This window comes from Methylobacterium sp. NEAU K, assembly GCF_030700285.1.
In the GTDB taxonomy this organism is placed as follows: Bacteria; Pseudomonadota; Alphaproteobacteria; order Rhizobiales; family Beijerinckiaceae; genus Methylobacterium.
The window spans coordinates 143,618-168,310 of record NZ_JAUYZJ010000008.1 but is presented as its reverse complement, the minus strand read 5'-3'; the positions used below and the strand labels follow the sequence as shown (position 1 = coordinate 168,310).

Here is a 24,693-nt window from a genome sequence, read left to right as displayed (position 1 = left end):
CTCAGGTCGCGTCGATCTGGACCAGCGCGCCGATCGCACCGGCCAGCTCGGAAAAGTGCCCGATCACCCGATCCGGTCCGAGTTCGGTCACCGGCACGTCGGTGTAGCCGAAGGCCACGGCCACCACCGGGATCCCGGCGGCCTTGGCGGTATCGATGTCGGTGCGGGAATCGCCGACCATGACGGCCCGGGCCGGGTTCCCCCCGGCGCGGGCGATCGTGCCTGTCAGGTGGCGCGGGTCGGGCTTGTAATGCGGAAAGGTATCGCGTCCGCAGATCGCCGCGAATCGGTGGCCGATCCCGAGCATGCGCAGGAGCTCCACCGACTGCCCCTCGAACTTGTTGGTGCAGACCGCGAGGCGGAAGCCCGTTTCCTCCAGCGCGTCGAGCGCCTCAACGAGGCCCGGATAGAGGTGCGACGTGTCGGCGAGATGCGCCCCGTAATGGTCGATGAAGGCGTCGAACAGGCGGTCGTGATCCGTCTGCGAGAGCGGACGCCCCTCCGCCTCGAATCCCCGCCGGATCAGCGCCTTGGCACCCGCGCCGATCAGACCGCGGGCCTGGGACAGCGGCAGCTCGGCGAGTCCCTCCCGCCGCATCAGCACGTTGAGCGTGCCGATGAGGTCCCCCGCGGTCTCCGCCAGCGTCCCGTCCAGGTCGAACACGGCGATCGGCGGTCGGGTCGTCGGTTCGGGCGGCATCCGGTCAAGCTCCTGCTGGCTTGCGTCTCGCTAGCGGCGGGCGGGACGGGGGGCAAGGCCGCGGCGGCCGGGCACTCGAAGCATGGGTTGCACGGTCCCGCGCCCTACACTCGCCCGAAAGCGCAGCGAAAGGCGGGGCGCACCAGCCCCTGGGACCCTCGATGAAACCGTCTCTGCCTTTCCTCGCCGCCTGCATCGCGCTCCACGCCCTGCCGGCAGCGGCAGCCTCGTTCGAGTTCGTGCCCGCTCCGCAGACCGACCTCAACCGGATGTACCGGGTCGACAAGGTCACCGGCGAGGTGACCTCCTGCCAGTATGGGCTCCAGGAATCGGTCGGCGGCATCGGCCAGACGGTCTGCTTCGGCCCCGGCGAGGGCGCCGGGCCGCAGACGCCGTCGGAATACGGGCTCGTCGCCAGCCGCCACACCCGCGAGGCCGGCGTCTTCCGGGTGAACTACAGGACCGGCGAGATGAGCATCTGCTTCGTGCTGGTGAAGAAGGAGCAGGTGGTCTGCACCCAGCAGGCGAAGCCCGGATCCGAGGGCGCGTCCGATACGCCGCTGACCGGGCCGGCACCCGGCCGGGCAGGGGCCAGCGCCACACCGACACAGGGTACGCGTCCGTGACGCGGCATTGTCCGCGCAGGCGTTCCGGTCGGCCCTGTCACGTGCTAGGGGCCGCCCGACCTCATCGGAAAGCCCGGCCGCCCCGCATGCGCGACATCTCGATCCCTTCTGCCGACCGGGCATCCGTCCGGTGAGCGGGCCGGACCTGCGCCGGGCGGCGGCAGCGCGCGCCCTCGACCTGGTCGAGCCCGGGATGCGGCTGGGTCTCGGCACCGGCTCCACGGCCGCGGCCTTCGTCACGCTGCTCGGCGCGCGTGTCCGCGACGGGCTCGACATCGTCGGCGTGCCGACCTCCGAGGCGACGCGGGCGCAGGCCGAGGCTCTCGGGATCCGGCTCGCCACGCTGGACGAGCTGCCCGAACTCGATCTGACCATCGACGGCGCCGACGAGGTCGACGACCAGCTGCGCCTGATCAAGGGCGGCGGCGCGGCGCTGCTGCGCGAGAAGATCGTCGCCTATGCCAGCCGCCGCATGGTGGTCATCGCCGATGCGGCCAAGCACGTGTCCCGGCTGGGCGCCTTCCCGCTACCGGTCGAGGTGAACGCGTTCGGCCTGACCGCGACGCACCGCGCCGTCGAGTCGGCGGTCGCGGATGCCGGCTGCACCGGCCCGGTCCGGCTGCGCCTGCAGCCGGGCGGCCTCCCCCTCGTCACCGATGGCGGCCACCACATCCTCGACGCCCATCTCGGCGCGATCGCCGATCCCGACGCGCTCGGCGCCGCCCTCTGGGCCGTGCCGGGGGTGGTCGAGCACGGCCTGTTCCTCGGCATCGCCGACGCCGCGATCCTGGCGGCCGACCGGGACGGGCAGGCCGAGATCATCGTTCTCGGCAGCCTCACCTGAGGCGCCGCAATCCTCGCAGGAACGTTCAGCATGTCCCGACGCCTCACCGCCGTGCTCGGCCTCGCGCTCGCCGCGCTCGCGATCCTCCCGCCCGCAGCCTCTGCCCAGCCGAACAAGCCTTCCCAGGGCAAGGCAGCGGCGCAGGCGAGCACGCCCGCCGCGGCGCCAGCCTACAGCCCCAGCCACCTCGCGCTCGCCCGCGAGGTGATGCTCAGCTCCGGGATCGCGCGGTCGTTCGACTCGGTGCTGCCCGCCTTCGCCGACCAGATCCGCAAGCAGACGGTGACGCGGCCCGAGCTCTCCAAGGATCTCGACGAGGTTTTGGCGTCGCTGCAGCCCGAGATGGAGCTGCAGAAGCAGCGCATGATCGACATCGCAGCCCGGACCTACGCGGCGAAGTTCTCGGAGTCCGAGCTGAAGGAGATCGCGACCTTCTTCCGCTCGGCCGCCGGCAAGCGCTACGTGGAGGCGCAGCCGCAGCTCCTGGACGAGATGGTGCGGGAGATGCAGGACTGGACGCAGGACGTGTCGGAATACGTGATGGTCCGGGTCCGCGCCGAGATGGGCAAGCGCGGCCACCAGATGCAGTGAGTTCGGCCGCGCTGACGGGCGGACCGACGTGACAGCGGCCTCATGACTGCGGCCGGCCGCCTCTACGCGGCGGGTGCCGTACTGCTCGCCGCCATGCCGCTGGCGATGGCGCTGGCCAACCGGTCGAGCCCGGCCGTGGTTGCGCTGGCCGCGCTTGCCTTCCTGACTGGGCGCTGGATCGAGGACCGCGCGAGCCTGCGCACACGCCTGCTGGCGCCGCTCGCGAGTCCGCTGGCCGCTGCGGCGCTCGCCTTCGTGCTCTGGTGCCTCGTCTCGCTCGCCTGGAGCCCCTTTCCCGGAGCGTCGCTGCGGGTGCTCGGCGAGTTCCTGCCGACCCTCGCGGCGGCCTACCTGCTGGCCTGCCTCGCGCCGGGGCGGATCCCGGCCTTCGCGCCGCGCCTCGCGGCGGCCGCGATCGTGCTGGCGGGCCTCGTCATCGCCATCGACCTCGCGGCCGACCTCGCGCTGGAACGGGCGCTCGGGCGCCGGGTCGCGGCCTTTGTCCACAACCGGCCGGCCCTGACCCTCGACCTCGTGGCCGCCCCTCTGGCGCTGGTGCTGTGGCGAGGCGGCGCGCGCGGCCTCGCCACGGCGACGATCGCCTTCGCGGGACTGGGCGTGCTGCGCTCGATCAGCGGAGCCGCGCAGCTCGGCCTCTTGGCCGGAGCCGCGCTGTTTGCGGCCGTTCGACTGCTGCCGATGCGGACCGGCATCGCGCTCGCCGGCCTCGGCCTCGGCCTCGCCGTGGCGGTCGCCCCCGTGGAGGGCGATCTCCTCGCCCGGGTCATGCCGGAAGCGGCGCACGAGCGCTTGGTCCAATCCTCTTCCCGGGCGCGGGTCGCCATCGCCCGGAGCTTCGGGGCGGCCGTCGCGGCCGACCCATGGCGGGGGGCGGGCTACGGCACGAGCGCGCGCTTTGCCGAAACCCCGGTCGCCGGCGTGGTCGCGCCCGAGATGCGCGTGCTCCTCGGCGTCGGGCACCCGCACAACAGCTTCCTGCAGGTCTGGGCCGAGCTGGGGGTTCCCGGCGCGCTTCTCGCGTCGCTCGCCCTGATGCTGATGCTCGCGCGCGTCGCCCCGATGGCACAACCGGACCGTGCCGCGACGCTGGGCCTCGTCGCCTGCGCGGCCGCGATCGCCTTCGTCGAGCACAATGGCTGGGCGGCGTGGTGGACGGCCGGGCTCGGCACTGCCATCACCTGGATGCGCGAGGCGGCACAGCCGCGCGCCGACACGAGACCCGAGATGGACGGCCCCGCATGAGCGCCTTCGACGTCGACCTCTTCGTGATCGGTGGTGGTTCGGGAGGCGTGCGCGCGGCGCGGATCGCGGCCGGCTACGGCGCCAAGGTGATGCTGGCTGAGGAGTACCGGGTCGGCGGGACCTGCGTGATCCGCGGCTGCGTGCCGAAGAAGCTGATGGTCTATGCCGGCCGCTTCGCCGACGAGTTCGAGGACGCGGCAGGCTTCGGCTGGACCGTCGAGCGACCGCGCTTCGACTGGGGCACGCTCAAGCGCCGCCGCGACGCCGAAGTGACCCGGCTCGAAGGAATCTACGACACCAACCTGATCCGCGCCGGCGTCGCGATCGTGCCCGAGCGCGCCGTCATCGAGGATCCGCACACGGTCCGCCTCCTCGGCTCTGACCGGACGGTACGGGCGGAGCGGATCCTTGTCGCGGTCGGCGCGCATCCGGTGAAGGAACCGGCGGTGCCGGGCATCGAGTTGGCGATCACCTCGAACGAAGTGTTCGAGCTGGACAACCTGCCCGAGCGCATCCTGGTGATCGGCGGCGGCTACATCGCGGTTGAGTTCGCCGGGGTCTTCGCCGCCCTGGGAAGCCGTACGACCCTGCTCCACAGGGGCGACCGGCTGCTGCGCGGCTTCGACGACGAGGTCCGGGACGCATTGGCTGAGGCTTACGGGAAGCGGATGGACCTGCGGCTCGGCCGCAACCTGGTCCGCATCGACCGCCGGGACGGCGGATTGTGCGCGCGGCTCGACGACGGCACGGAAATCCCCGCCGAACAGATTCTGGTCGCCACCGGCCGGCGCCCGAACGTCGCGGCGCTCGGCCTCGACCGCGTCGGCATCGAGACCGATGCCGCAGGGGCGATCCCGGTGGATGCCTATTCTCAGACCCGTGTGCCCTCGATCTACGCGGTCGGCGACGTGACCAACCGCGCCAACCTGACGCCGGTCGCGATTCGCGAGGGCCACGCCTTCGCCGACACGGTGTTCGGCGGCAAGCCGTCGTGCGTCGACCACCGCCTGATCCCGACCGCCGTGTTCTCGACGCCCGAGATCGGCGTCGTCGGGCACAGCGAGTCCGCTGCCCGCGAGATCTACGGGAAGATCGACGTCTACAAGGCGCGCTTCCGGCCCATGAAGGCGACGCTCTCGGGCCGCGCGGAGCAGATCCTGATGAAGGTGATCGTCGATTGCGCCAGCGACCGGGTCGTGGGCGTCCACATCTTCGGCCACGACGCGGGCGAGGTGATCCAGGCGGTCGGCATCGCCGTCACCATGGGCGCCACCAAGGCCGATTTCGACCGCACCATCGCGGTCCACCCGACCGCCGCCGAGGAACTCGTGACCCTGCGCGTCCCCGAGGTGACCAAGCATCCGGTCGGCGTCGGCTGATATCCCCGCGCCGCGGGGCCTCGACGCGGTGCGCGACCGAGCCATATCAGGGGCATGGGCAAGCAGGGCGCAGGCAAGGGACGAGGGGAGGGCGACGCGCACGCGCGTCGGCAGGCGATCATCGACGGCCTGCTGGCCGATGCCCTGCGACCGGCCTTCGGATACCGGATTCCAAGCCACGACGCGCTGTCCCCCGACATCCGCCGGGCGATCGACCGGCTTCTCGCGAAGGCGGAGGCGCAGCGCAGCCGCTGCCTGACCTACGACGACCTCGAGGAGGCGCTGCCGCCGCGGGACGTTTCGGCCGAGGATCTGGAGGCGATCTTCTGGATCCTGGCCGAGCACGGCATCGAGGTGGAGGACGGCGAGGCCTGAGGTGAAGGCGCGCCTGCCCCCCGGAACCGGCACTCGCATGGGCGCGCGAACCTCTCTATAAGCCCCGCTGCGCGCGTGAGGCGCGGCCGCACGAAGAGGTGCGCGGAGAGACGTCATGGCCGAGCGTTGGACACCGAAGAGCTGGCGACACCTGCCGATCCAGCAGGTCCCCGCCTATCCGGACCCGGCAGCGCTGCAGGCGGTCGAGACGCAGATCGCGAGCTTCCCGCCCCTCGTGTTTGCCGGTGAGGCCCGCAAGCTGAAGGCGGCGCTCGCGCGCGTCGGGGCGGGCGAGGCCTTCCTGCTCCAGGGCGGCGACTGCGCCGAAAGCTTTGACGAGCACTCGGCCGACAACATCCGCGACTTCTTCCGGGTATTCCTGCAGATGGCGATGGTGCTCACCTTCGCGGGCGGGTCGCCGGTGGTGAAGGTCGGGCGCATCGCCGGGCAGTTCGCCAAGCCGCGCTCCTCGCCCACCGAGACCCTCGATGGGGTGAGCCTGCCGAGCTACCGCGGCGACATCGTCAATGGCATCGGCTTCACCGAAGAGGCGCGCGTGCCCGACCCGCGGCGCCAGCTCGAGGCCTACCGGCAATCCGCCGCGACCCTGAACCTGCTGCGCGCCTTCGCCACCGGGGGCTACGCCAACCTGGAGAACGCGCATCGGTGGATGCTCGGCTTCGTGAAGGATTCGCCGCAATCCTCGCGCTACCAGGACGTCGCCGGCCGCATGACCGACGCGCTCGACTTCATGCGGGCGATCGGAATCAATCCGGAGACGCATCCGGAGGTGCGGACAACCGATTTCTACACGAGCCACGAAGCCCTGCTGCTTGGCTACGAGGAGGCGCTGACCCGCGTCGATTCGACCACCGGCGACTGGTACGCGACCTCCGGGCACATGCTGTGGATCGGCGATCGCACCCGTCAGCCGGACCACGCCCATGTCGAGTACGCCCGCGGCATCCGCAACCCGATCGGCCTGAAATGCGGCCCGTCGATGAAGGCGGACGGGCTGATCCGGCTGATCGACCAGCTCAACCCGGAGAACGAGCCGGGCCGCTTGAGCCTGATCTGCCGGTTCGGAGCGGACAAGGTCGGAGAGCACCTGCCCGGCCTGATCCGCGCGGTCGAGCGGGAAGGGCGCTCCGTGGTCTGGATCTGCGACCCGATGCACGGGAACACCGTCGCGGCCGGCCGCTACAAGACCCGGCCGTTCGAGCGGGTCATGCAGGAGATCGAGGGCTTCTTCGGTGTCCACCGGGCCGAGGGCACGATCGCCGGCGGCATCCATCTGGAGATGACCGGCAAGGACGTCACCGAGTGCACCGGGGGCGCCCGCGCGCTCACCGCCGACGACCTGCAGGACCGCTACCACACCTACTGCGACCCGCGCCTCAACGCCGAGCAGGCGCTGGAGGTGGCGTTCCGCACGGCCGAGCTGGTCAAGGCCGAGCGCAGCCACATCGAGCGCCCGCGCCTCGACGCGGCGGAGTAGGGCGCTCCGCATCGGTCGCCGTAATCACCACGCCTTTCCCCTCCCCCTTGCGGGGAGGGGCGCGCGGCGGGACGTGCAAGCATCACACAGGCAGGGGAAAAGCCCCCTCAGGCGATCGCCCGGGCGGCGCCGTTCCAGCGGCGGATGACCTCGGCGACCTCCGAGACCGGAACCGGACGGCTGAACAGATAGCCCTGGACCTCGTCGCAGCCTTCGGCGCGCAGGTGCGCGAGCTGCGCCTCCGTCTCGACACCCTCGGCGGTGGTCGTCATGCCGAGGCTGGCGCCGAGCCCGATCACCGCGCGGACGATGAAGTCGGTCCCATCCTTCACGCATAGGTCGCGCACGAAGGACTGGTCGATCTTGATCTTGTCGAACGGGAAGCTGCGCAGGTAGCTCAAGCTGGAATACCCGGTCCCGAAATCGTCCATCGAGACCCGCACACCCAGCGCCTTAAGGCTGTGGAGGATCGCCGTGGTGGCGCCGGGATTGGCCACCAGCACCGACTCGGTGATCTCCAGCTCCAACCGGCGGCCCGGCAGGCCGGTCCGGCGCAGGGCCTCGCGAACGGCCGTGACGAGGCTCGCCGACGTGAACTGGACTGCCGAGACGTTGACGGCGACCTTGAGCCCGTCCGGCCAGCGGGCGGCCTCCTCGCAGGCGCGGCGCAGAACCCACTCGCCGAGCGGCACGATCAGGCCGATCTCCTCCGCGATGGGGATGAACTCCGCCGGCGAGACGAAACCGCGCGTCGGGTGGTCCCAGCGCAGCAGCGCCTCGAAGCCGCAGATCCGGTCCGTGTCGAGGCTGTAGATCGGCTGGTAGTAGACCTCGAACGCCTCCCGGGCGAGCGCGTCGCGCAGATCACGCTCCAGGTTCCGCCGCGCCTGGAGGCGCGCATCCATCTCGGGCTCGAAGAAGCGGAACGCGCCCCGCGCCTCGGACTTGCCGCGGTCGAGGGCGACCTCGGCGTTCTTCAGGAGCTTCTCGCAGCTGGCGCCGTCGCTTGGCGCCAGGGTGATGCCGATGGTCAGACCGACGCTGATCTCGTGCTTGCTCAGGGTGTAGGGCGCGCTCAGCACCTCGATGATGCGGCGGGCGAGGACTGCGGCGTCCTCTGGCCGGTCGATGCCACGCTGGACGACGATGAACTCGTCGGCACCAAGCCGGGCGACGCAATCGATCTCGCGCACACAGGCCCTCAGCCGGTCTGAGGCGGCAACGAGCAGCTCGTCGCCGACGCCGTGCCCGAGCGTTTCGTTGACCGGCCGGAAGTCGTCCAAGTCGATGGCGAACACCGCGAAGCCCGAATCGCGTCCTGCCTGGGCCACGGCCATCTCGATCTGTTGGCCGAGCGCCTCCCGGTTCGGCAGCCCGGTCAGCATGTCGTGATGCGCCAGGAAGGCGATGCGCGCCTCGGCGCGCCGGCGCTCCGTGACGTCCTCGTAGGTCGCGACGAAGCCGCCGTCGGCCGTCTCGCGGCGATCGATCGCGACGACGCGGCCGTTGCTCAGCTCCTGGAAATGCGTATTCCAGGTGCCGCCACGGCGGGCCTCGCGCTCCTGGCGGAGGAGTGCGGCGAGATCGCAGCCCGGATGGTTGCCGGCGGCGATGCCCGCCTCCAGCACCGCCCGAGCCGACATTCCCGGAACAACGGCCCCCGGCGGCAGCCCGTAGATTTCGCTGTAGCGCCGGTTCACCACCATCAGGCGATGCTGCGCATCGTACAGGCAGAGCCCCTGGGACATGTTGTCGAGGGCGGCGTCGAGGCGGAGGTTGGTCTCCGTGAGCCGGTCCTCCTGCTCCTTGAGCACGCTGATGTCGCTGCAAACGGCCACGAAGCCGCCCTGCTGCGTGGCGCTGCGGCTCACGCGCAGCCAGCGCCCGTCCGCCAGCCGGATCTCGCCGTCGCGGGCGAGTGCCTGGAAGCACTCGTCGAGGGCGTCTGAACCGGAGCCGCGCTCGATTTCACGGGCGGACTGCGCCAGGGACATCCCGGCCGTGACCGCAGCGTCGAGTCCGTTGAAGAAGCGCAGGGCCTGGGTGTTGGCCAGCGCAATGCGCCCCGCCGCGTCGACCACCACGACCGCTTCGCGGGACGTCTGGAGCGCGTCCGTCACCAGCGCCTCCGCGACGCGGCGCTGGCTGACCTCGCGCTGCATCATCGCCTGGATATTGTCGCGCATCGTCGCCATCGAGCGGAGCAGGCTGCCGAGCTCGTCGCGGCCGCCGGCCGGGATGCGGTCGTCGAGGCGCCCGCTGGCGATCCGCTCCGCCGCCACCGAGGCCGCCGCCAGCGGGCCGGTGATGCGGCGGTTGAGCAGCCACGCGATCAGCGCGCAGACCACGATCGCCAGGCCGGCCGCGATGGCGTTGACGTGCATCTCCTGGGCGACGAGCATGCGAGCCGCCTGCCGAAAGGTGAAACCGTCGCCCGCCGTGTAGTTCACGAGCAGGTCGATCTGCCCGTCGACCGCGTTGGCCTGCTGGTCCAGCGCATCCCAGCGCTCCGGGCGAGCGGTATTGGGATCCAAGGTGCGGCGCATCTCTTCCCAGGCGGCCACACCGGCCTGGACCGCGCCGGCCGTCCGCACCGCCCGGTCGGACTGCGAGCGCTCGACCGCGATCGTCAGGTCCTCGGCGAACGTGGTCGCAAGGTCGGAGATCTCCGCGTCCAGCTTGGCCGCGACTGCGGCATCGTGGACATGCAGCCGGCGCGCGAAGAGGCTGCGCATCTTCGCGAAGTCGGCCGCGGTCGCCCGGGCGTAATTGATCGACATCAGCGACTCGTCGTAGGTCCGGTTGACGAGCGCTCCGACATGCGAGATCGCGATCACGGCGTAGAGGCCGAGCGCACCCGACAGCAGGCTCATGCCCAGGAAGGCGACGAAGATCCGGCCGCGGATCGTCGTGGAAAGACCCATGACGCCGCGCACCGCGTGCTTTAGCCGCGCCGTCCGGCTGTCGTCCGTCGCTCTCTCGGGGTCTCGCATCGCACCAGGCCGCCGTGTCGCAGGTCAGCCAAACGTTACTTGCCACATGTTAAAAGGCGATTAGCCCCGCGGAATGAGGATTCGATTCAGGGACGATCGTCTTGCGGTGTCGATTTTACCGGAAACGGCGCGGCCTGCCGGCGTTTAGCGCATCGCGAAAATAAATTCTCAACACATTCTCGGCTAGAGAGACCGTGTGAGGCCGAGGAATATTATGGCTCCCCTAGCGCCACCCCCGTCCGCTTCGCCGCGCTCAAGGACGGTGGTACCGGCGGCGTTGGCGCTCGCTCTCGGATTGATCTGTGGATTGATCCTGGTGGGCGACCTCGAAGCAGCCGGGCTGTTCGTGTCGCAAAAGGGCCGGGCATTCCAGCCGGGCAACCTCGCCATTACCCGGGGCGAGACCGTGACCTTCGTGAACGACGACAGCGATCTGCTGCACCACGCCTTCGTCGAATCGGACAGCTTCAACTTCGATTCCGGCGACCAGGAACCCGGCAGCCGGACCCCTGTCGTCTTCACCGAGCGGGGGACCTTCCAGGTGCTCTGCGGCATCCATCCGAAGATGAAGCTCGTGGTCCGGGTGAACTGAAGCCGTCCGCGGATCCGTCAGCGCTCGGCCGACCGCATCGGCTTCTCCGGCGCCGCCGGCTTGGCGCGCTCGATCGATTGGCCGTCGCGCAGATCGGGGGGCGGGCTGTAGATGATGCGGCTGTCCGCCGTCAGGCCCGATTTCAGCTCGAGCGTCCGCCCGAGATCGCGCCGCACCTCGATCGTGCGCCACGTCACCCGATCGTCTTCGCCGACCTCGGCGACCTGCATGCCGTTGTGGTTGAACACCGTCGCCTCAGCGGGAACCGTTACGCTCGGCTCGGTGCGCGGAATCTTCAGAGTGACGTAGGCGTAGAGCCCAGCCCGCAGCGTCCTGTCGGGGTTGGGCACGTCGACCTGCGTGGTCAGGGTGCGCGAGGCGGCATCGAGGGCGACCGAGCTGCGCTCGACGAAGCCCGCGAAGGTGCGCCCCGGCATCTGCGGCACGGTGATCTCGGCCTTCACGCCCGGCTCGACGCCGGTGGCGTCGTTCTGCGGCACGTTGACGGTGATACGCAGGGTGGTGTCCTGGTCGATGCTCAGGAGCGGCGTGCCGCCATTATCGGCTCTGACCAGATCGCCGACGTCGACGTTGCGGATCGTGACGACGCCGTCGAAGGGAGCGACGACGCGCTCGAACGCCGTAAGGGCCTTCAGCCGTTCGACGACCGCTTCCTGGGACTTGATGTTGGCGGTGGCGACCTTCACGCCCGCCTCGGCAGCCGCCAGCGTCGCCGCCTGGGACAGAACGCTGGCCTGCGCGGTGTCCGCGTTCTGCCGCGAGGCCCAGCCCTGCACGGCCAGCGTCGTGGTGCGGTTATTGGTGAGGTTGGCGAGATTTACGTTCGCGCGGGCCTGCTCGACCTGGGCCTGGGCCTGGAGCAGCTGCGCCCGCAACTGGCCGACCTGAGCCTCGGCCTGGGCGAGCTGCTGGTCGAGATCCGGGGCCGCGATGCGCAGGAGCAGGTCTCCGGCCTTGACGCGCGAGCCGATATCGATGCGACGCTCTGCGATGTAGCCGGTGGCCCGCGCCGCGATCGCCGCGGTGGTGAAGGCCTGCGTCTGTCCCGGCAACTTGAGATCGAGGGGACCGGCCGCCCGCTCGGCGACCACGAGGCGCACCTGCGGGACGAGGGACCTGATCCGCTCCAGTGTCGCGGTGGCCTCGACATCCCGCTGCCAATGGCCGTAGGCGCCCCAGGTCACCAGACCGATGCCGACGAGCCCCACGAGGAGGAAGGGGCCCTTTCCCGGGGGCGGCGGGACATCCCGCGCCGCATCGTGCACCTTCATCGAACGGCTCTCCGGAGCCCGCGCGCCGCCGGGCCGTGGCGAGCGTAGCGTCCAAACCGAACGTCGACCAGGGCGAGCCTTCGCCGCAACCCCGTCCTATCGGGCGGCCGGCGCTCCGAGGCGCAGGCGCCGGCTGAGCCGCTTGTGCAGGTGGACCATCAGGGCGATCCCGAACAGCGGCGTCAGCAGGTTGAGGATCGGCACCACCATCAGGGCCGCCATCAGGCAGCCGGCGCCGAGCGTCGGCACCGAGAAGGCCCGACGCATCTCGGCGGCCTCGGCCAGCGGCCGGAAGCGGGCGGCCGCCATCTCGAAATATTCCCGCGCCAGAAGGTAGGCGTTGGCGCCGAAGAACGCCGCGATCCCGATCACCGGCACGAAGAAGATCACCAGCGCCGCGAGATTGACGAGCAGCGTCACACCCGCGAAGCGGACGGCGTAGAACATGGCGGTCGCGAGCGGCATCGGCCGCCCGGGCGGGTCGTCGGGAAAATCGGTTCGCTCGACGATCTCGGCGGCATCGTCGAGGAAGAAGCCCGCCACCAGGATCGAGACCGCCGGCGTGAGGTAGGCCAGCACCACGAACAGGCCGAAACCGGCGAGGTAGTAGGCGAGGCTGTCGAGGATCGGGTACTGGGCGGAGATGTGGTGGCTCGCCTGGAACGCCTCGACGAGGCGGGTCAGGCCGAGCCAGATCAGGACCAGCAGGCCGAGCGTCAGGCCGAGGGACTTCCACAGGATCGCCCGCAGGGGCGGGGAGAAGGTCTGGCGCAAAGCCGCCGTGGCGGACTCGACGAGCATCGGGCGAGGTTTCCGGCCCGCGCCGGGAGCGGCGCGGCTGCGTTGTGAAGGGGTGCGGCGGCGGGCGCAAGGGCGGGCGCTGCCGCACGGGAGGCGACGGTGCAGGGAGAGTGCGTGCAGAACGCCAGTGTGACGGCCTCGACCCCATGGGCATCCGGACTCCGGTCCGCAGACCCGCCGCGCGCGCCCGATTACCGGCCGCGCCTGGCCCCGCTGCCCGAGTCTCCGGAGGTGCTGGTGATCGGCGCGGGCGCCGCCGGCATCGGCGCGGCCCGGACCCTGGCGTCCCGGGGCGTCCGGGTCGCCGTGCTGGAGGCCCGCGACCGGATCGGCGGCCGCGCCTTCACCGTGGCCCTGCGCGGCCACGCCATCGATGTCGGTGCGCACTGGCTCCATGCCGGGCCGATCAACCCGCTGGTCGCCCTCGGGCGGGCGCGCGGGGAGCGCCTGCGCCGTTCGCCGCAGGAGAGCCACGTCTGGGTCGACAACCGGCGGGGGCGACCCGACGAGATCCGGGCGAACGCCCGCGCCTTCGCGCGTGCCGACCGGACGATGACGCAGGGCGCCGCGCAGCCCGGGCCCGACCGGCCGGCGGCGAGCGCGCTGCCGCCGGGCCTCGGGCCCTGGGGCTCCCGGGTCGCGCAGGTTCACGGGCTGGTGTCGGGCCGGGCGCTCAGCGAGGTCTCGCTCCACGATTTCCCGAGCCTCGAGTACAGCGAGAACTATTTCCTCACCGGCGGCTACGGCAGCTATCTCGCCCGCTTGGCGGACGGGCTGCCGGTTGCTCTCTCAAGCCCCGTGGCGCGCATCGACTGGTCCGACCGGCGCGTCCGCGTCACCACCGCCGCCGGGTCCGTCTACACGGCCCGGGCCGTGATCGTGACGGTGCCGATCATGGTTCTGCGCGACGGCCCAGCCTTCTCGCCGCCGCTGCCGAACGCGGTCCGCGCGGCCATCGACGGCTTCTCCACCGGCATCTACGAGCACGCCGTGCTGCACTGGCCGTCGAGCCCGTTCCGGGGCCGCGACCGCCTCGCGGCGATCCACGGCACGCGTCCATCGCCGGCCGGGCTGCTCACCCGGATCGATGGCACGCCGTTCCACTATTACGAGCTCGACGTGCACGAGGCCGCGGCGATCGACGCCGCCGGCTCCGGTCCGGATGGCGTGCGGCGCCATGTCCGGGCGGTCCTGGCAGAACAGTTCGGCAGGGCGCGGCTGCGGGACCTGGCCATCCCGGTGGTGAGCGCGTGGCGGCACGATCCCTGGTCCCGCGGCTCCTGGGCGGTGGTGCCGCCCGGTCACGCGCCGGCGCGCCAATTCCTGCGCGAGCCGCTGGCCGACACGGTCTGGTTCGCCGGGGAGGCGCTGTCGCGGCTGCAATGGGGCACGGTGGGCGGGGCCTTCGAGGAGGGGGCCCGCGCCGCCGAGGCTGCGGCGGAGCGTATCCACGCGAGCACAGCCTAAGGTGCATGCGCCGGGCCCGCACCCGCGCGTCTTGCCGGGGCGGCCCAAGACGGGCATCCCGCTGAGGTGACGGGGCCGTCGGGGGTGCGCATGGATTGGATCGAGGGGATTGGCTACCTCGGCACCGCGCTGACCATCTCGGCCTCGGCCATGAGCACGATGATCCCGCTGCGGATCATCTCGCTGTGCGCGAGCTGCGCCGTCATCACCTACGGCATCCTCATCGGCAGCATCCCGGTCGCGCTCACCGAGGCGATCCAGATCCCATTCAACGCCTATCGCCTGTGGCAGATGCTGCGCCTCGTGCGCGACGTCGAGACCGCCGCCGACGGCAACCTCTCCCTCGAATGGCTGCGCCCTTTCGGCTCGCAGCGGTCGTTCGGGATCGGCGAGGTGGTGTTCCGCAAGGGCGACCTCGCCGGCGAGATGTACTACATCGAGAGTGGCGCGTTCCGGATCCCAGAGGTCGGGATCGAGGTGCGCAGGGGTGGGATCGTCGGAGAGCTTGGCCTGCTCGCGCCGGGCAATGCCAGGACTGCGTCTCTGGTCTGCATCGAGGCCGGCAAGGCGCTGTGCGTGTCCTATTCCGACGTCAAGCAGCTCTACTACCAGAATCCGGAATTCGGCTTCTACTTCCTCAAGCTGACCAGCGAGCGCCTGTTCCAGAGCGTGGAGGGCGAGAAGAAGCCGGCGGCGGTGGGCGGCGATGCACTGTGATGCCGCCAGCCGCGGTCAGAGCATGCTCGGCAGGATGCGGTCCGGCGGCCGGTGGCCGTCCATGAAGGTCTTGATGTTGATGATGACCTTCTCGCCCATGTCGATGCGGCTCTCGTAGGTCGCCGAGCCCATGTGGGGCAGCAGCACGACCTTGCCCTGGCGGGCGAGCTTGACGAGGCGCGGGCTCACCGCCGGCTCCTGCTCGAACACGTCGAGTCCGGCCGCCGAGACGTCGCCCGCCTCGATCAGCCGGGCGAGCGCGTTCTCGTCGATCACCTCGCCGCGGGCGGTGTTCACCACGATCGCCTCGGGCTTGAGCAGCTTGAGCCGCCGCGCCGAGAGGAGATGGTAGGTCGCGGGCGTGTGCGGGCAGTTGACCGACACGATGTCGACCCGCGCCAGCATCTGGTCGAGAGATTCCCAATAGGTCGCGTCCAGCGCACCCTCGATCGCGGCCGGCACCCGGCGGCGGTTGTGGTAGTGGACCTGCAGGCCGAACGCGCGGGCGCGCTTGGCCAGGGCCTGGCCGATCCGGCCCATGCCGACGATGCCGAGGCGCTTGCCGGTGATGCGACGCCCGAGCATCCAGGTCGGCGACCAGCCCGTGGTCCAATCGTCGTCGGGAATGATTCGCGCGCCCTCTGTGACCCGGCGCGCCACCGCGAGGATCAGCGCCATCGTCATGTCGGCGGTGTCCTCGGTCAGGACGCCGGGGGTGTTGGTGACCGTGATGCCGCGCTCCAGCGCCACGGCAACGTCGATGTGATCGACGCCGTTTCCGAAATTGGCGATCAGCCGCAGGTTCGGACCGGCCTGGGCGAGCAGGCCGGAATCGATCTCGTCGGTGACGGTGGGGACCAGGACGTCGGCCTCCCGCAGGGCCCCCGCGAGGGCCTCCGGCGACATCGGCGCATCGTCGGGACTGAGGCGTACGTCGAACAGCTCGCGCATCCGCGTCTCGACGGCGTCCGGCAGGCGTCGCGTCACGACCACGAGCGGCTTGCGCTTCGACACGTCTCTCTCCCCGTCAGCCCCGCGGCCGTGCGTGCGAACCTTGCTCGGCGAACCCTATCGGACGAGCCCCGATCAGACAGCCCGCCGCAAGCGTCCGTTAACCGAACTCGGCCAGACAGGTCGGGCGCGAGGCACCGGTCCCGGAGCCTGTTCCGACCCGTCGGCCTCTCTACCAGAGGTGGGCCGGAACACAATCGGAAGCCGGCCGGACCCGCTCACCGCCGGGGACGCGATGTCGATATCCCCGGCGCTCAAGTCACGATGCGGAACGGCGGTATCCGGTGTTCCGAAACCGTCATGCGATCACGAGGCCTTCGAGCCGACTGCCGTGTCCATGGGACGGCAACCGGCTCCGGCAAAGTCACGTCCGGATATGGAGAGGACCATGCGCGCGTCACGCCTGAGCTTCGCCGTCGCGGCGCTGCTGTTGGGCGGCCTCGCGACCGGCGCAACCGCCGCGCCGGCCGCGCCCCCCGAAACCGGGGTGGGGCCGGTGACGAAGCTGCCACTGCCCCGCTACGCCAGCCTGAAGACTGACCGCGTCAACCTGCGCGAAGGTCCGTCCAAGGATCACCGCACCCTCTGGGTGTTCCAGCGCGCCGGCCTGCCCGTCGAGATCGTAGGCGAATTCGAGACCTGGCGCCGGATCCGCGATTCGGAAGGCACTGAGGGGTGGGTGCTGCACTCCCTGCTCTCGGGACGCCGCACGGCGATCGTCAATGCCGGCCCGGACAAGGGCTCGGAAAAGGCCGCCATCCCCCTGCGAGCCCGGGCCGATGACGGTGCGGAAGACGAGGCGCGGCTGCAGACCGGCGTGATCGGCAGCGTGAAGACGTGTACCGGCACGTGGTGCCGCCTCGTCGTGGCGCTGCCGAACCGGCGGGACGTCGACGGCTACATCCGGCAGAACCGTCTCTGGGGTGTCTACCCGAACGAGGTCGTGGAGTAGGGTATCGGCTGCCTAAGCACGCTCGACGGTGCATCGAAACGCGAGACGCCCGGACGATGCCGGGCGCTTTCTTGCAGGTTCTGGCTTACTTTCAGATCTCGCGCGGGCGCAGGCTCACAGTTTCCGCCCAAGCCCCATGAATCCGGCGGCCCTTCGGCGCTTGACGCCTACAGCGACGGATCAGCCCTGGCGGCGGGCGGCGGGGCGGGCTCGGCGCAGACGGACGATCACCTCCACCCCAGCGATCTCCATGCCCTCGGGGGCCTCAGGCAGCGAATCGACGGTGATGCCGCAATCGGGCATGTCGATCACCTGGCTCTCGTCCTCGAGATAGAAGTGGTGATGCTCGCTCGGGTTCGTGTCGAAATAGGCCTTGGACCCGTCCAGAGCCAGCTGACGCAGCAGCCCGGCCTCGGTGAACTGATGGAGGGTGTTGTAGACCGTCGCCAACGAAACCGGCACCTTGGCCCGCATGGCCTCATCGTACAGCATCTCGGCGGTCAGGTGGCGGTCACCCCGGCCGAACAGAAGCCAGCCGAGCGACAGACGCTGCCGGGTCGGCCGAAGGCCCGCCCGGCGCAGGCGATCGCGCAGGTCCGACAGCGGACAGCCGCGCCGCGGCGTCCCGTTGGCCTCCAGCTGGGGGGCGGGGACCCGGCCGCTGAGAATGGCCTGGAGTGGCACCAGTTCGGACATCGCTGGACTGTACGCTCGACGAGGACCCTGAAGGTATGGGTTGCGAGACAGTATATTGCAGCGGTCACCCGGTCGCAACCCGAGCATCGTCGCATCCAGTCCAGCGCGGTTGATGGCTTTGAAGGCGCTACGCCCCGTGCTAACCCGCGCGCCGGAGAAACGGGCGACCGTCTCGCCCCGCGAGCCCGCAGTTCGCGCGCACGTCAGAGGAAACAGCCGCCTTCATGCCGCCAGACGCCGAGACACCCGTGCAGGCTGTGAGCCGCCCGACGCATTATTCCTACGAGGAACTTCTGGCCTGCGGGCGCGGCGAACTCTTCGGTTCCGGGAATGCGCAGCTCCCGCTGCCGCCGATGCTGATGTTCGACCGGATCACCAGCATCGCACAGGACGGCGGTGCGCACGGCAAGGGTCACGTCACGGCCGAGCTCGATATCCGGCCCGATCTCTGGTTCTTCGCCTGCCACTTCCAGGGCGATCCGGTGATGCCGGGCTGCCTGGGGCTCGACGCCCTCTGGCAGATGCTCGGCTTCCATCTCGGATGGCTCGGCTCCCCGGGCCGCGGCCGGGCGCTGGGCGTCGGGGAGGTTAAGCTCGCCGGTCAGGTCCTGCCGTCGATCAAGAAGGTCGTCTACAATGTGGACGTGAAGCGCGTCCGCCAGGGGAAGCTGGTGCTCGGCATCGGCGACGGCTGGCTCGAGGCCGACGGCGAACGCGTGTACCAAGTCCAGGATATGCGGGTCGGCCTATTCCAGAGCTGATCGAACCTCGCCGGGGGCGACTTTCGCATCCGGCGGCAACGCCGGACGTCCCCGGCGGTTGAGATTGTGTCCGCGTCACCTTAGCTGACCGGTACGCGGCATGGGCGACCGAAGCCGCGAGGGAGGTAACGTCACCACCATGCGCCGCGTCGTCATCACCGGGATGGGCATCGTCTCGTCCATCGGCAACAACACGCAGGAGGTGCTCGCCTCCCTGCGCGAGGCCCGCTCGGGCATCGCGCACGACGCCACCTACGCCGAGCACGGCTTTCGCAGCCAGGTCTCCGGCAAGCCCAGCCTCGACCCCGAGGGTGTGGTGGACCGCCGCGCCATGCGCTTCCACGGTGGCGGCACCGCCTGGAACCACGTCGCCATGGATCAGGCGATCCGCGATGCCGGCCTCGAGCAGGGCGACATCTCCAACGAGCGCACCGGCATCATCATGGGCTCGGGCGGCCCCTCGACGAAGGTGATCGTGGAGGCCGCCGCCATCGCCCGCGAGAAGGGCCCCAAGCGCATCGGCCCGTTCGCGGTCCCGAAGGCGATGTCCTCGACGGCCTCGGCGACCCTGGCGACGTGGTTCAAGATCCGCGGCGTGAACTACTCGATCTCGTCGGCCTGCGCGACGTCCAACCACTGCATCGGCAATGCAGCCGAGATCATCCAGGGCGGGCGGCAGGACATCATCTTCGCCGGCGGCTGCGAGGATCTCGACTGGACCCTGTCAGTCCTGTTCGATGCCATGGGCGCCATGTCGTCGAAGTTCAACGACACGCCGTCACGGGCCTCCCGCGCCTACGACGCGAACCGCGACGGCTTCGTCATCGCGGGCGGCGCGGGCGTCCTGGTTCTCGAGGAACTGGAGCATGCCAAGGCCCGCGGCGCGCGCATCTATGGCGAGGTCGCGGGCTACGGTGCCACCTCGGACGGCCACGACATGGTCGCGCCCTCGGGTGAGGGCGCCGTGCGCTGCATGCGGCAGGCGATGGAGGGCCTCAAGGGCGCGCGGATCGACTACATCAACCCGCACGCCACCTCGACGCCGGTCGGCGACGACAAGGAGATCGAGGCGATCCGCGAGGTTTTCGGCCGGGGCGAGGCATGCCCGCCGATCGCGGCCACGAAGTCGCTGACCGGGCACTCCCTCGGGGCGACCGGCGTGCAGGAGGCGATCTACAGCCTGCTGATGATGCAGAACGGCTTCATCTGCGAGAGCGCGCATATCGAAACCCTCGATCCCGCCTTCGCCGACATGCCGATTCTGCGAGCGCGCCGGGACAATGTGAGCCTCGGCCACGTCCTGACCAACTCGTTCGGCTTCGGCGGGACCAACGCGACCCTGGTCCTGAAGCACGTCGACGCCTGAGCGTCCCGATCGGAACCGCCGTCACCGAGGCGGCGTTTACGTTTTGTTGGATAGGGTGGTGACGATGAGCAGCTTCCTTTTCGGGGCTCTGGGTGGCCTGATGATCGCAGGCTGCGCCGCGGTCTATGCGAAGCAGGCCCTGATCGAGGAAGCCCGCTCGCACACGGACGGATATTTCTAGGCCCCGGCCGCGCACCGTGAACGCCCCGCCCGTCGGCGGGGCTTTTTTTTGCCCGGCGGCAGCGGCGGCGCGGTTTGGAACGCGGGGCCAGCCGCGCTAAGGCACCTGGGTCGCGATCCGGTCGATCGCATCGCGGCCCGTCCCCGCCTCTCGGGGGCGGCGTGCTCGTTCGGAATGTGAGTCGGCATGACAGGTTTGATGGCGGGCAGGCGCGGCCTGATCATGGGCGTCGCCAACGATCACTCGATCGCCTGGGGCATAGCCAGGACCCTCCACGCCCACGGCGCGCGGCTCGCCTTCACGTATCAGGGAGAGGCGCTGGGCCGGCGGGTCGGTCCGCTCGCGGCGCGGCTCGATTCTGACATCGTGCTGCCTTGCGACGTGGAGGATCTCGCCTCCGTGGACGCCACCTTCGCGGCCCTGGACGAGCGCTTCGACGGCGAGCTCGATTTCGTGGTCCATGCCATCGGCTTCTCCGACAAGGCACAGCTCAAGGGCCGCTACGTCGACGTCACCACCCGCGAGAACTTCGCCCGCACGATGACGATCTCGTGCTTCTCCTTCACGGAGATCGCGCAGCGCGCGGCCAAGCGCATGAAGAGCGGCGGCTCCCTGCTGACGCTCACCTATGGCGGCTCGACCCGGGTCATGCCGAACTACAACGTGATGGGTGTGGCCAAGGCGGCGCTGGAAGCATCGGTCCGCTACCTCGCCAGCGATCTCGGGCCGGACGGAATCCGGGTGAACGCGCTCTCGGCCGGCCCGATGCGGACGCTGGCGGGGGCGGGAATCGCCGACGCCCGGCTGATGTTCAACCACCAGCGCGCGCACGCGCCCCTGCGCCGAACCGTCAGCCTGGACGATGTCGGCGGCTCGGCTCTCTACCTGCTGTCGCCGCTCTCCGGCGGGGTCACCGGCGAGGTCCATTTCGTGGATGCGGGCTTCAACATCATCTCGATGCCGCGGCCGGACGTGCTCCAGGCCCAGGACGAGGCCGGCGTCGTCGGCGATCCCTGAGAGGGGTCGGCCCTCACTCCTCCGGGATCCGGCCCGGCGGCACCGGCCCGCGCGCAGGCTCGCCGCGTATCGCTCGCCGCGGCCGTTCCGCACGCACGTCCTCGGGTGAGGGGGGTGCCGACGGATAATTCGAAGCGAACGGGTTGGGCGGCGCCGAACGCGAAGAGCCGCCGAAGAGTTTGTCGAAGAATCCCTCCTCGGCGCGGGCCGGCTGCGCGGCCACGAGGAGGGCGAGGGCGAGGATCGGTCTCAGCGGCATCGTCGTCGTCTTGCTCCCGGATCCGGCGCCGCTAGCGGAACTTTCCGGCGGATCGGAGGCCGGATCGGCCCGGGGGCTGGAACCGCGCGGCATCCGGTGGGTTCGCGCTGCACGAGACGGCGCGCACAGGAGGCGAGATGTCCGAGGTTACCTATCGCATCGTCGAGCACGACGGTGGCTTTGCCTACAAGGTCGGTGACGTCTTCTCCGAGACCTTCCCGAGCCGCGAGGAGGCCTTGCAGGCAGCCCAGGCGGCAGCGGCCGAGCAGCAGGTTCCCGGCTCGACCGAGGGCATCCGGTATCAGGACCAGGCCGGTGCCTGGCACGATGAGACCGCCCGGGGTAACGATCGACCCCGCGCCAAGGTCGAGGAATAGGCATCCCGAGCATGCGGGGCCCGGCGCATCGGCGGAGGGCGTCGTGGCGCGGGCGAAGAGTGTGACGCATGGGGCGGGGCCCAAGCCCCGCCCGAAGCCGGCAGTGCTGCCCAAGGGTGCCCGCCGTACCACTCCGTCGCCCGAGACATTGGCGGCGCTCGGGCCCGACCGGCTGATCGAGCTGATCCTCGGCGAGACCGCGCGCAATCCCACGTTCAAGAAGTTGGTGAGCGCGGCGCTCGCCTCTCTCCAGGGTCCGGACGCCGTGGCGGCGATCGTCGACCGGCGGCTCACGGCGCTCGAATCGGCCCAGGGCTATATCGACTGGCAGAAGCGCAGAGCCTTCGCGGCCGACCTCGACGCCACCGTGACGGTGATCCTGAACGAGCTGCGCCCCCTCGATGCCGGCATGGCCCTCGACCGGCTCCGACGCTTCCTGGCGAGCGCCGACGGGGTGCTCAACCGCGTCGACGACAGCACCGGCGCGGTGCAGGGCGTCTTCGAACGGGCCAACGACGCCTTCGTGGAGATTGCAGCCGGGTTCACCCCACAGGAAGCCGCCCGCATCGCGGCGAGCCTCGTCGCCGGGTTCACGGCCGATCCGCTAGGCCCCCTCGGGACGCTGCTGGGAGAGATGGTCCCGACGCTCCCGGCGGAGGCGCTTCCGGAGATCGACGGCGCCCTCGCCGGCGCCGACGCCGCGATGCCGAAGCCCGCGAATGCCCGGAGCGAAGCCGCCTTTCGCCGGCAGGCGGCCCGAGCTCAAGTGCTGCGCCTTCGCCAGATGATCGCCGACCGCCGCGGCGATCCCGATGCGTTCATCGCTCTGGAGCGTGAGATCGCGCCGCGGCACGAGAACCGGCCGGCGATCGCACGGCGGCTGCTCGTCGCCGGCCGGGCGGAGGAAGCCCTCGACTGGATCCGGCGACCGCAGGATCCAGGCATTCGCATCGTCACCCGGGCCGATCTGATCGCGGGTTTCGATCCGCGCGGGCCGGAGCGCGACCGGCAGGCGCTGGAGATCGAGATCCTCGACGCGCTGGGACGGGGTGGCGAGGCGCAGGCGCAGCGCTGGGCACGGTTCGAGCGGGATCTCGATGCCCCGATGCTGCGCGCGCACCTCGCCAAGCTTCCGGATTTCGAGGACGAAGAGGCGCTGATCCGAGCGCTAGATCACGCCCAGGCCTGCGCCGATCCGCACCGGGCGCTCGCCTTCCTGGTGGGCTGGCCGGACCTCCCCCGCGCCGCGCGGCTCGTGACGGAGCGGCCCGGGATCTGGCTGGGCGAGCACTATACCCTTCTGGCACCGGCCGCCGACGCGCTTGCGCAGGACCACCCGCTGGCCGCGACGATCCTCTACCGCCGCCTGCTCGACAATATCCTCCAGTTGGGCCGCAGCGCCGCCTACGCCCACGGCGCGCGCTACCTGCTGGAACTGGACGGCCTCGCCGACCGCCTGGAAGCGGGGGCGATCAGCCCGGCGCCGGATGCCTACCGGGAAGCGCTGCGCCGGGACCATGGCCGCAAGAGCGCGTTCTGGAGCCTTGTGAAGGACTGACGGACGAGATTGCCTCGCGCCTACGGCGTGGCTCGGGATGACTTGGCGTCGGAGATCAATCGGCGACCTCGATGGCGTCGACCCGGTCCGGATAGAACGCCACGTATCCCTTGATCGCTGCCACCGCGGGGAACGGGTCCTCGTAGCTCCAAACCGCGTCGGGACGCCGCGTACCGCCGACCGAGAGGTCGAAGTAGCGCGCATCGCCCTTGTACGGGCAATGGCTGGTCCGCGCCGACGGGACGAAGTTCTCCGCGCGGATATCGGCGCGTGGGACGTAGAACACGGGCGCGTATCGGGCCTCCTCGAGGCGCAGCGCGTCGCGCGTGTCGGCGACCGGCACGCCCGCCACGAGGATCCGGACACGGCGCGGTTCGGGCGCGACGGTGATCGGGTGGTCGGGTCCGGGCACTTTCATGGGACTCTCCTGGTCTCGGGCTTCAGTTCGACGGTTCCGAGGGCGTCGGCCAGGCGCGACTTGGCGGTCCCGGGCCTCAGCGGCTTCTGCTGGCTCTCGTGCGGCACCCAACCGGACAGCCACAGCACCTCGAAGGTCGCCCGCACGCGCCCGTCCGGATCGGAGAAGCGCTCGGCATAGACCTCGGCCGCCCGGACGAGGGTCGCCCGGCGCAGAGGGGTCCGGCGGCGCTCGGTCAGCACGTTGGTCATGCCCATGGCGCGCAGGTCCCGCATCAGCCCGAACGGGTCGGCGTAGCGCACCGTGAGCGTGTCGGTGTCGGCGACCGGCAGGGCGAAGCCCGCCCGCTGAAGCAGGGCCCCCGCCTCGCGCACGGCCGCGAACGGCGCCACCCGCGGGCTGATACCGCCTTCGACCTCACTCTCGGCCTGGGCGAAGCTCTGGCGCAATTCGGTCAGGGTCGCCCCCCCGAGCAGGCAGCCGAGGAACAGGCCGTCCGGCCGCAGCGCCCGGCGCAACTGGATCAGCGTGCCGGGCAGGTCGTTGACCGCCTGGAGCGCCAGCAGGGAGACTGCGAGGTCGAGGCTTCCGGCCGCGCAGGGCAGCGCCTCCGGGTCGCCGACGATCCGGTTTTCGCCCGGCTCGGGCAGGGCGGCCAAGCGGATCAGCCTCGCCTCCGGGTACCGGACCGCGAGCGTCCGGACAGCCGCCGGTCCCGGCGTGGCGAGGTCGAGCACCGTGGAAAACCCGCGCAGCACCGCGCCCAGGCGGTCGTCGAGATCCTCGACCAGCCTGTCGAGCAGGAAGCCGGCATAGCCGTTCCGCTCGGCCCTTGCGAGGCGGCGGCGGGCGAGGGGGGTGTCGAACAGACTGGCCGGGGCATCCATTCGCATGCAGATGGCGCGTTCAGCGTGGTCCTGCCAGCGTCCTGCCGAACTGAGTAGCGGCCGGTGCACACA

General features: G+C 70.5%; 25 protein-coding genes. 16 read left to right on the top strand and 9 right to left on the bottom strand.

The genetic code is table 11. The annotated features are described in order from the left end of the window. Position 1: 1 nt before the first annotated feature. On the bottom strand, positions 2 to 700 hold the full coding sequence (locus Q8W67_RS09195; protein ID WP_305544062.1) for a phosphoglycolate phosphatase: 699 nt from the start codon (positions 698 to 700) through the stop codon (positions 2 to 4). A 161-nt stretch (positions 701 to 861) separates the two neighbouring features. Between Q8W67_RS09195 and Q8W67_RS09190 the strand changes: the two genes are divergently transcribed. From Q8W67_RS09190 to Q8W67_RS09160, 7 genes are all read left to right on the top strand, one after another. Beyond that, positions 862 to 1,326, top strand: coding sequence for a hypothetical protein (locus Q8W67_RS09190; RefSeq protein WP_305544060.1), 465 nt, complete (start codon positions 862 to 864; stop codon positions 1,324 to 1,326). A gap of 130 nt (positions 1,327 to 1,456) precedes the next feature. After that, positions 1,457 to 2,170 carry a ribose-5-phosphate isomerase RpiA gene (gene rpiA / locus Q8W67_RS09185; protein ID WP_305544057.1) on the top strand — a complete coding sequence of 238 codons (714 nt, stop codon included), beginning with the start codon at positions 1,457 to 1,459 and terminating at the stop codon, positions 2,168 to 2,170. A gap of 30 nt (positions 2,171 to 2,200) precedes the next feature. After that, positions 2,201 to 2,761, top strand: a complete 561-nt coding sequence (locus tag Q8W67_RS09180; RefSeq protein WP_305544054.1) for a DUF2059 domain-containing protein — start codon at positions 2,201 to 2,203, stop codon at positions 2,759 to 2,761. A gap of 42 nt (positions 2,762 to 2,803) precedes the next feature. After that, the gene (locus tag Q8W67_RS09175; protein ID WP_305544051.1) at positions 2,804 to 4,024 is read left to right on the top strand and encodes an O-antigen ligase family protein; all 1,221 of its coding nucleotides are present in this window, start codon (positions 2,804 to 2,806) and stop codon (positions 4,022 to 4,024) included. Next, positions 4,021 to 5,403, top strand: a complete 1,383-nt coding sequence (gene gor, locus Q8W67_RS09170) for a glutathione-disulfide reductase (protein ID WP_305544049.1) — start codon at positions 4,021 to 4,023, stop codon at positions 5,401 to 5,403. The genes Q8W67_RS09175 and gor overlap by 4 nt, the downstream gene beginning before the upstream one ends. Before the next feature lie 54 nt (positions 5,404 to 5,457). Then, entirely contained in the window at positions 5,458 to 5,778 is a 321-nt protein-coding gene (locus Q8W67_RS09165; protein WP_305544046.1) for an RNA polymerase sigma factor region1.1 domain-containing protein, read from the top strand. Positions 5,779 to 5,893: 115 nt separating this feature from the next. Then, a complete protein-coding gene (locus Q8W67_RS09160; protein WP_305544043.1) occupies positions 5,894 to 7,276 on the top strand; it encodes a class II 3-deoxy-7-phosphoheptulonate synthase in 1,383 nt (460 codons plus the stop codon). A gap of 107 nt (positions 7,277 to 7,383) precedes the next feature. On the opposite strand, the gene Q8W67_RS09155 is transcribed toward Q8W67_RS09160, so the two are convergent. Then, positions 7,384 to 10,269, bottom strand: a complete 2,886-nt coding sequence (locus Q8W67_RS09155; RefSeq protein ID WP_370693842.1) for an EAL domain-containing protein — start codon at positions 10,267 to 10,269, stop codon at positions 7,384 to 7,386. A 316-nt stretch (positions 10,270 to 10,585) separates the two neighbouring features. Between Q8W67_RS09155 and Q8W67_RS09150 the strand changes: the two genes are divergently transcribed. Then, a complete protein-coding gene (locus Q8W67_RS09150; RefSeq protein ID WP_305544037.1) occupies positions 10,586 to 10,861 on the top strand; it encodes a plastocyanin in 276 nt (91 codons plus the stop codon). Between the two features lie 17 nt (positions 10,862 to 10,878). Here the strand turns inward: Q8W67_RS09150 and Q8W67_RS09145 are convergent, their stop codons facing one another. Both Q8W67_RS09145 and Q8W67_RS09140 read right to left on the bottom strand, forming a co-directional pair. Next, on the bottom strand, positions 10,879 to 12,153 hold the full coding sequence (locus Q8W67_RS09145; protein ID WP_305544035.1) for an efflux RND transporter periplasmic adaptor subunit: 1,275 nt from the start codon (positions 12,151 to 12,153) through the stop codon (positions 10,879 to 10,881). 96 nt (positions 12,154 to 12,249) lie between these two features. Then, positions 12,250 to 12,954, bottom strand: a complete 705-nt coding sequence (locus Q8W67_RS09140) for a sulfate transporter family protein (protein WP_305544030.1) — start codon at positions 12,952 to 12,954, stop codon at positions 12,250 to 12,252. A gap of 129 nt (positions 12,955 to 13,083) precedes the next feature. On the opposite strand from Q8W67_RS09140, the gene Q8W67_RS09135 reads away from it, so the two are divergent. Continuing rightward, positions 13,084 to 14,421: a flavin monoamine oxidase family protein gene (locus Q8W67_RS09135; RefSeq protein WP_370693845.1), complete on the top strand. Its 1,338-nt coding sequence runs from the start codon at positions 13,084 to 13,086 to the stop codon at positions 14,419 to 14,421. A gap of 90 nt (positions 14,422 to 14,511) precedes the next feature. Then, a complete protein-coding gene (locus Q8W67_RS09130) occupies positions 14,512 to 15,138 on the top strand; it encodes a cyclic nucleotide-binding domain-containing protein (protein ID WP_305544028.1) in 627 nt (208 codons plus the stop codon). A 15-nt stretch (positions 15,139 to 15,153) separates the two neighbouring features. On the opposite strand, the gene Q8W67_RS09125 is transcribed toward Q8W67_RS09130, so the two are convergent. Then, a complete protein-coding gene (locus Q8W67_RS09125) occupies positions 15,154 to 16,152 on the bottom strand; it encodes a D-glycerate dehydrogenase (protein WP_305544025.1) in 999 nt (332 codons plus the stop codon). Positions 16,153 to 16,537: 385 nt separating this feature from the next. On the opposite strand from Q8W67_RS09125, the gene Q8W67_RS09120 reads away from it, so the two are divergent. After that, entirely contained in the window at positions 16,538 to 17,101 is a 564-nt protein-coding gene (locus tag Q8W67_RS09120) for an SH3 domain-containing protein (RefSeq protein ID WP_305544022.1), read from the top strand. Between the two features lie 180 nt (positions 17,102 to 17,281). On the opposite strand, the gene irr is transcribed toward Q8W67_RS09120, so the two are convergent. Next, entirely contained in the window at positions 17,282 to 17,797 is a 516-nt protein-coding gene (gene irr, locus Q8W67_RS09115) for a Fur family transcriptional regulator Irr (protein WP_305544019.1), read from the bottom strand. A gap of 224 nt (positions 17,798 to 18,021) precedes the next feature. Between irr and fabA the strand changes: the two genes are divergently transcribed. The 3 genes from fabA (at position 18,022) to fabI (ending at position 21,122) form a co-directional block, all read left to right on the top strand. Then, complete coding sequence (gene fabA / locus Q8W67_RS09110) at positions 18,022 to 18,558, top strand: 3-hydroxyacyl-[acyl-carrier-protein] dehydratase FabA (protein ID WP_305544016.1); 537 nt, start codon at positions 18,022 to 18,024, stop codon at positions 18,556 to 18,558. Positions 18,559 to 18,697: 139 nt separating this feature from the next. Continuing rightward, the gene (gene fabB / locus Q8W67_RS09105) at positions 18,698 to 19,924 is read left to right on the top strand and encodes a beta-ketoacyl-ACP synthase I (protein ID WP_305544185.1); all 1,227 of its coding nucleotides are present in this window, start codon (positions 18,698 to 18,700) and stop codon (positions 19,922 to 19,924) included. A gap of 367 nt (positions 19,925 to 20,291) precedes the next feature. Beyond that, entirely contained in the window at positions 20,292 to 21,122 is an 831-nt protein-coding gene (gene fabI / locus Q8W67_RS09100) for an enoyl-ACP reductase FabI (RefSeq protein WP_305544013.1), read from the top strand. Positions 21,123 to 21,135: 13 nt separating this feature from the next. Here fabI and Q8W67_RS09095 read toward each other — a convergent pair whose 3' ends face one another. Beyond that, positions 21,136 to 21,381, bottom strand: a complete 246-nt coding sequence (locus Q8W67_RS09095) for a hypothetical protein (RefSeq protein ID WP_305544010.1) — start codon at positions 21,379 to 21,381, stop codon at positions 21,136 to 21,138. 137 nt (positions 21,382 to 21,518) lie between these two features. Between Q8W67_RS09095 and Q8W67_RS09090 the strand changes: the two genes are divergently transcribed. Then, entirely contained in the window at positions 21,519 to 21,758 is a 240-nt protein-coding gene (locus Q8W67_RS09090) for a hypothetical protein (protein ID WP_305544007.1), read from the top strand. A 43-nt stretch (positions 21,759 to 21,801) separates the two neighbouring features. Continuing rightward, positions 21,802 to 23,316 (top strand): DUF6880 family protein, encoded by a 1,515-nt coding sequence (locus Q8W67_RS09085; RefSeq protein WP_305544004.1) that lies wholly within the window; start codon positions 21,802 to 21,804, stop codon positions 23,314 to 23,316. 55 nt (positions 23,317 to 23,371) lie between these two features. Here Q8W67_RS09085 and Q8W67_RS09080 read toward each other — a convergent pair whose 3' ends face one another. Beyond that, the gene (locus Q8W67_RS09080) at positions 23,372 to 23,734 is read right to left on the bottom strand and encodes a DUF427 domain-containing protein (protein ID WP_305544002.1); all 363 of its coding nucleotides are present in this window, start codon (positions 23,732 to 23,734) and stop codon (positions 23,372 to 23,374) included. Further along, the gene (locus Q8W67_RS09075) at positions 23,731 to 24,621 is read right to left on the bottom strand and encodes a methyltransferase domain-containing protein (RefSeq protein WP_305544182.1); all 891 of its coding nucleotides are present in this window, start codon (positions 24,619 to 24,621) and stop codon (positions 23,731 to 23,733) included. The genes Q8W67_RS09080 and Q8W67_RS09075 overlap by 4 nt, the downstream gene beginning before the upstream one ends. Positions 24,622 to 24,693 lie beyond the last annotated feature (72 nt).

Bases quoted from the DNA above. Each gene is read 5' to 3' on its own strand.
- Q8W67_RS09195 (WP_305544062.1), bottom strand. From the start codon at position 700: ATGCCGCCCGAACCGACGACCCGACCGCCGATCGCCGTGTTCGACCTG.
- Q8W67_RS09190 (WP_305544060.1), top strand. From the start codon at position 862: ATGAAACCGTCTCTGCCTTTCCTCGCCGCCTGCATCGCGCTCCACGCC.
- Q8W67_RS09180 (WP_305544054.1), top strand. From the start codon at position 2,201: ATGTCCCGACGCCTCACCGCCGTGCTCGGCCTCGCGCTCGCCGCGCTC.
- Q8W67_RS09175 (WP_305544051.1), top strand. From the start codon at position 2,804: ATGACTGCGGCCGGCCGCCTCTACGCGGCGGGTGCCGTACTGCTCGCC.
- gor (WP_305544049.1), top strand. From the start codon at position 4,021: ATGAGCGCCTTCGACGTCGACCTCTTCGTGATCGGTGGTGGTTCGGGA.
- Q8W67_RS09165 (WP_305544046.1), top strand. From the start codon at position 5,458: ATGGGCAAGCAGGGCGCAGGCAAGGGACGAGGGGAGGGCGACGCGCAC.
- Q8W67_RS09160 (WP_305544043.1), top strand. From the start codon at position 5,894: ATGGCCGAGCGTTGGACACCGAAGAGCTGGCGACACCTGCCGATCCAG.
- Q8W67_RS09155 (WP_370693842.1), bottom strand. From the start codon at position 10,269: ATGCGAGACCCCGAGAGAGCGACGGACGACAGCCGGACGGCGCGGCTA.
- Q8W67_RS09145 (WP_305544035.1), bottom strand. From the start codon at position 12,153: ATGAAGGTGCACGATGCGGCGCGGGATGTCCCGCCGCCCCCGGGAAAG.
- Q8W67_RS09140 (WP_305544030.1), bottom strand. From the start codon at position 12,954: ATGCTCGTCGAGTCCGCCACGGCGGCTTTGCGCCAGACCTTCTCCCCG.
- Q8W67_RS09130 (WP_305544028.1), top strand. From the start codon at position 14,512: ATGGATTGGATCGAGGGGATTGGCTACCTCGGCACCGCGCTGACCATC.
- Q8W67_RS09120 (WP_305544022.1), top strand. From the start codon at position 16,538: ATGCGCGCGTCACGCCTGAGCTTCGCCGTCGCGGCGCTGCTGTTGGGC.
- irr (WP_305544019.1), bottom strand. From the start codon at position 17,797: ATGTCCGAACTGGTGCCACTCCAGGCCATTCTCAGCGGCCGGGTCCCC.
- fabA (WP_305544016.1), top strand. From the start codon at position 18,022: ATGCCGCCAGACGCCGAGACACCCGTGCAGGCTGTGAGCCGCCCGACG.
- fabB (WP_305544185.1), top strand. From the start codon at position 18,698: ATGCGCCGCGTCGTCATCACCGGGATGGGCATCGTCTCGTCCATCGGC.
- fabI (WP_305544013.1), top strand. From the start codon at position 20,292: ATGACAGGTTTGATGGCGGGCAGGCGCGGCCTGATCATGGGCGTCGCC.
- Q8W67_RS09095 (WP_305544010.1), bottom strand. From the start codon at position 21,381: ATGCCGCTGAGACCGATCCTCGCCCTCGCCCTCCTCGTGGCCGCGCAG.
- Q8W67_RS09090 (WP_305544007.1), top strand. From the start codon at position 21,519: ATGTCCGAGGTTACCTATCGCATCGTCGAGCACGACGGTGGCTTTGCC.
- Q8W67_RS09080 (WP_305544002.1), bottom strand. From the start codon at position 23,734: ATGAAAGTGCCCGGACCCGACCACCCGATCACCGTCGCGCCCGAACCG.
- Q8W67_RS09075 (WP_305544182.1), bottom strand. From the start codon at position 24,621: ATGGATGCCCCGGCCAGTCTGTTCGACACCCCCCTCGCCCGCCGCCGC.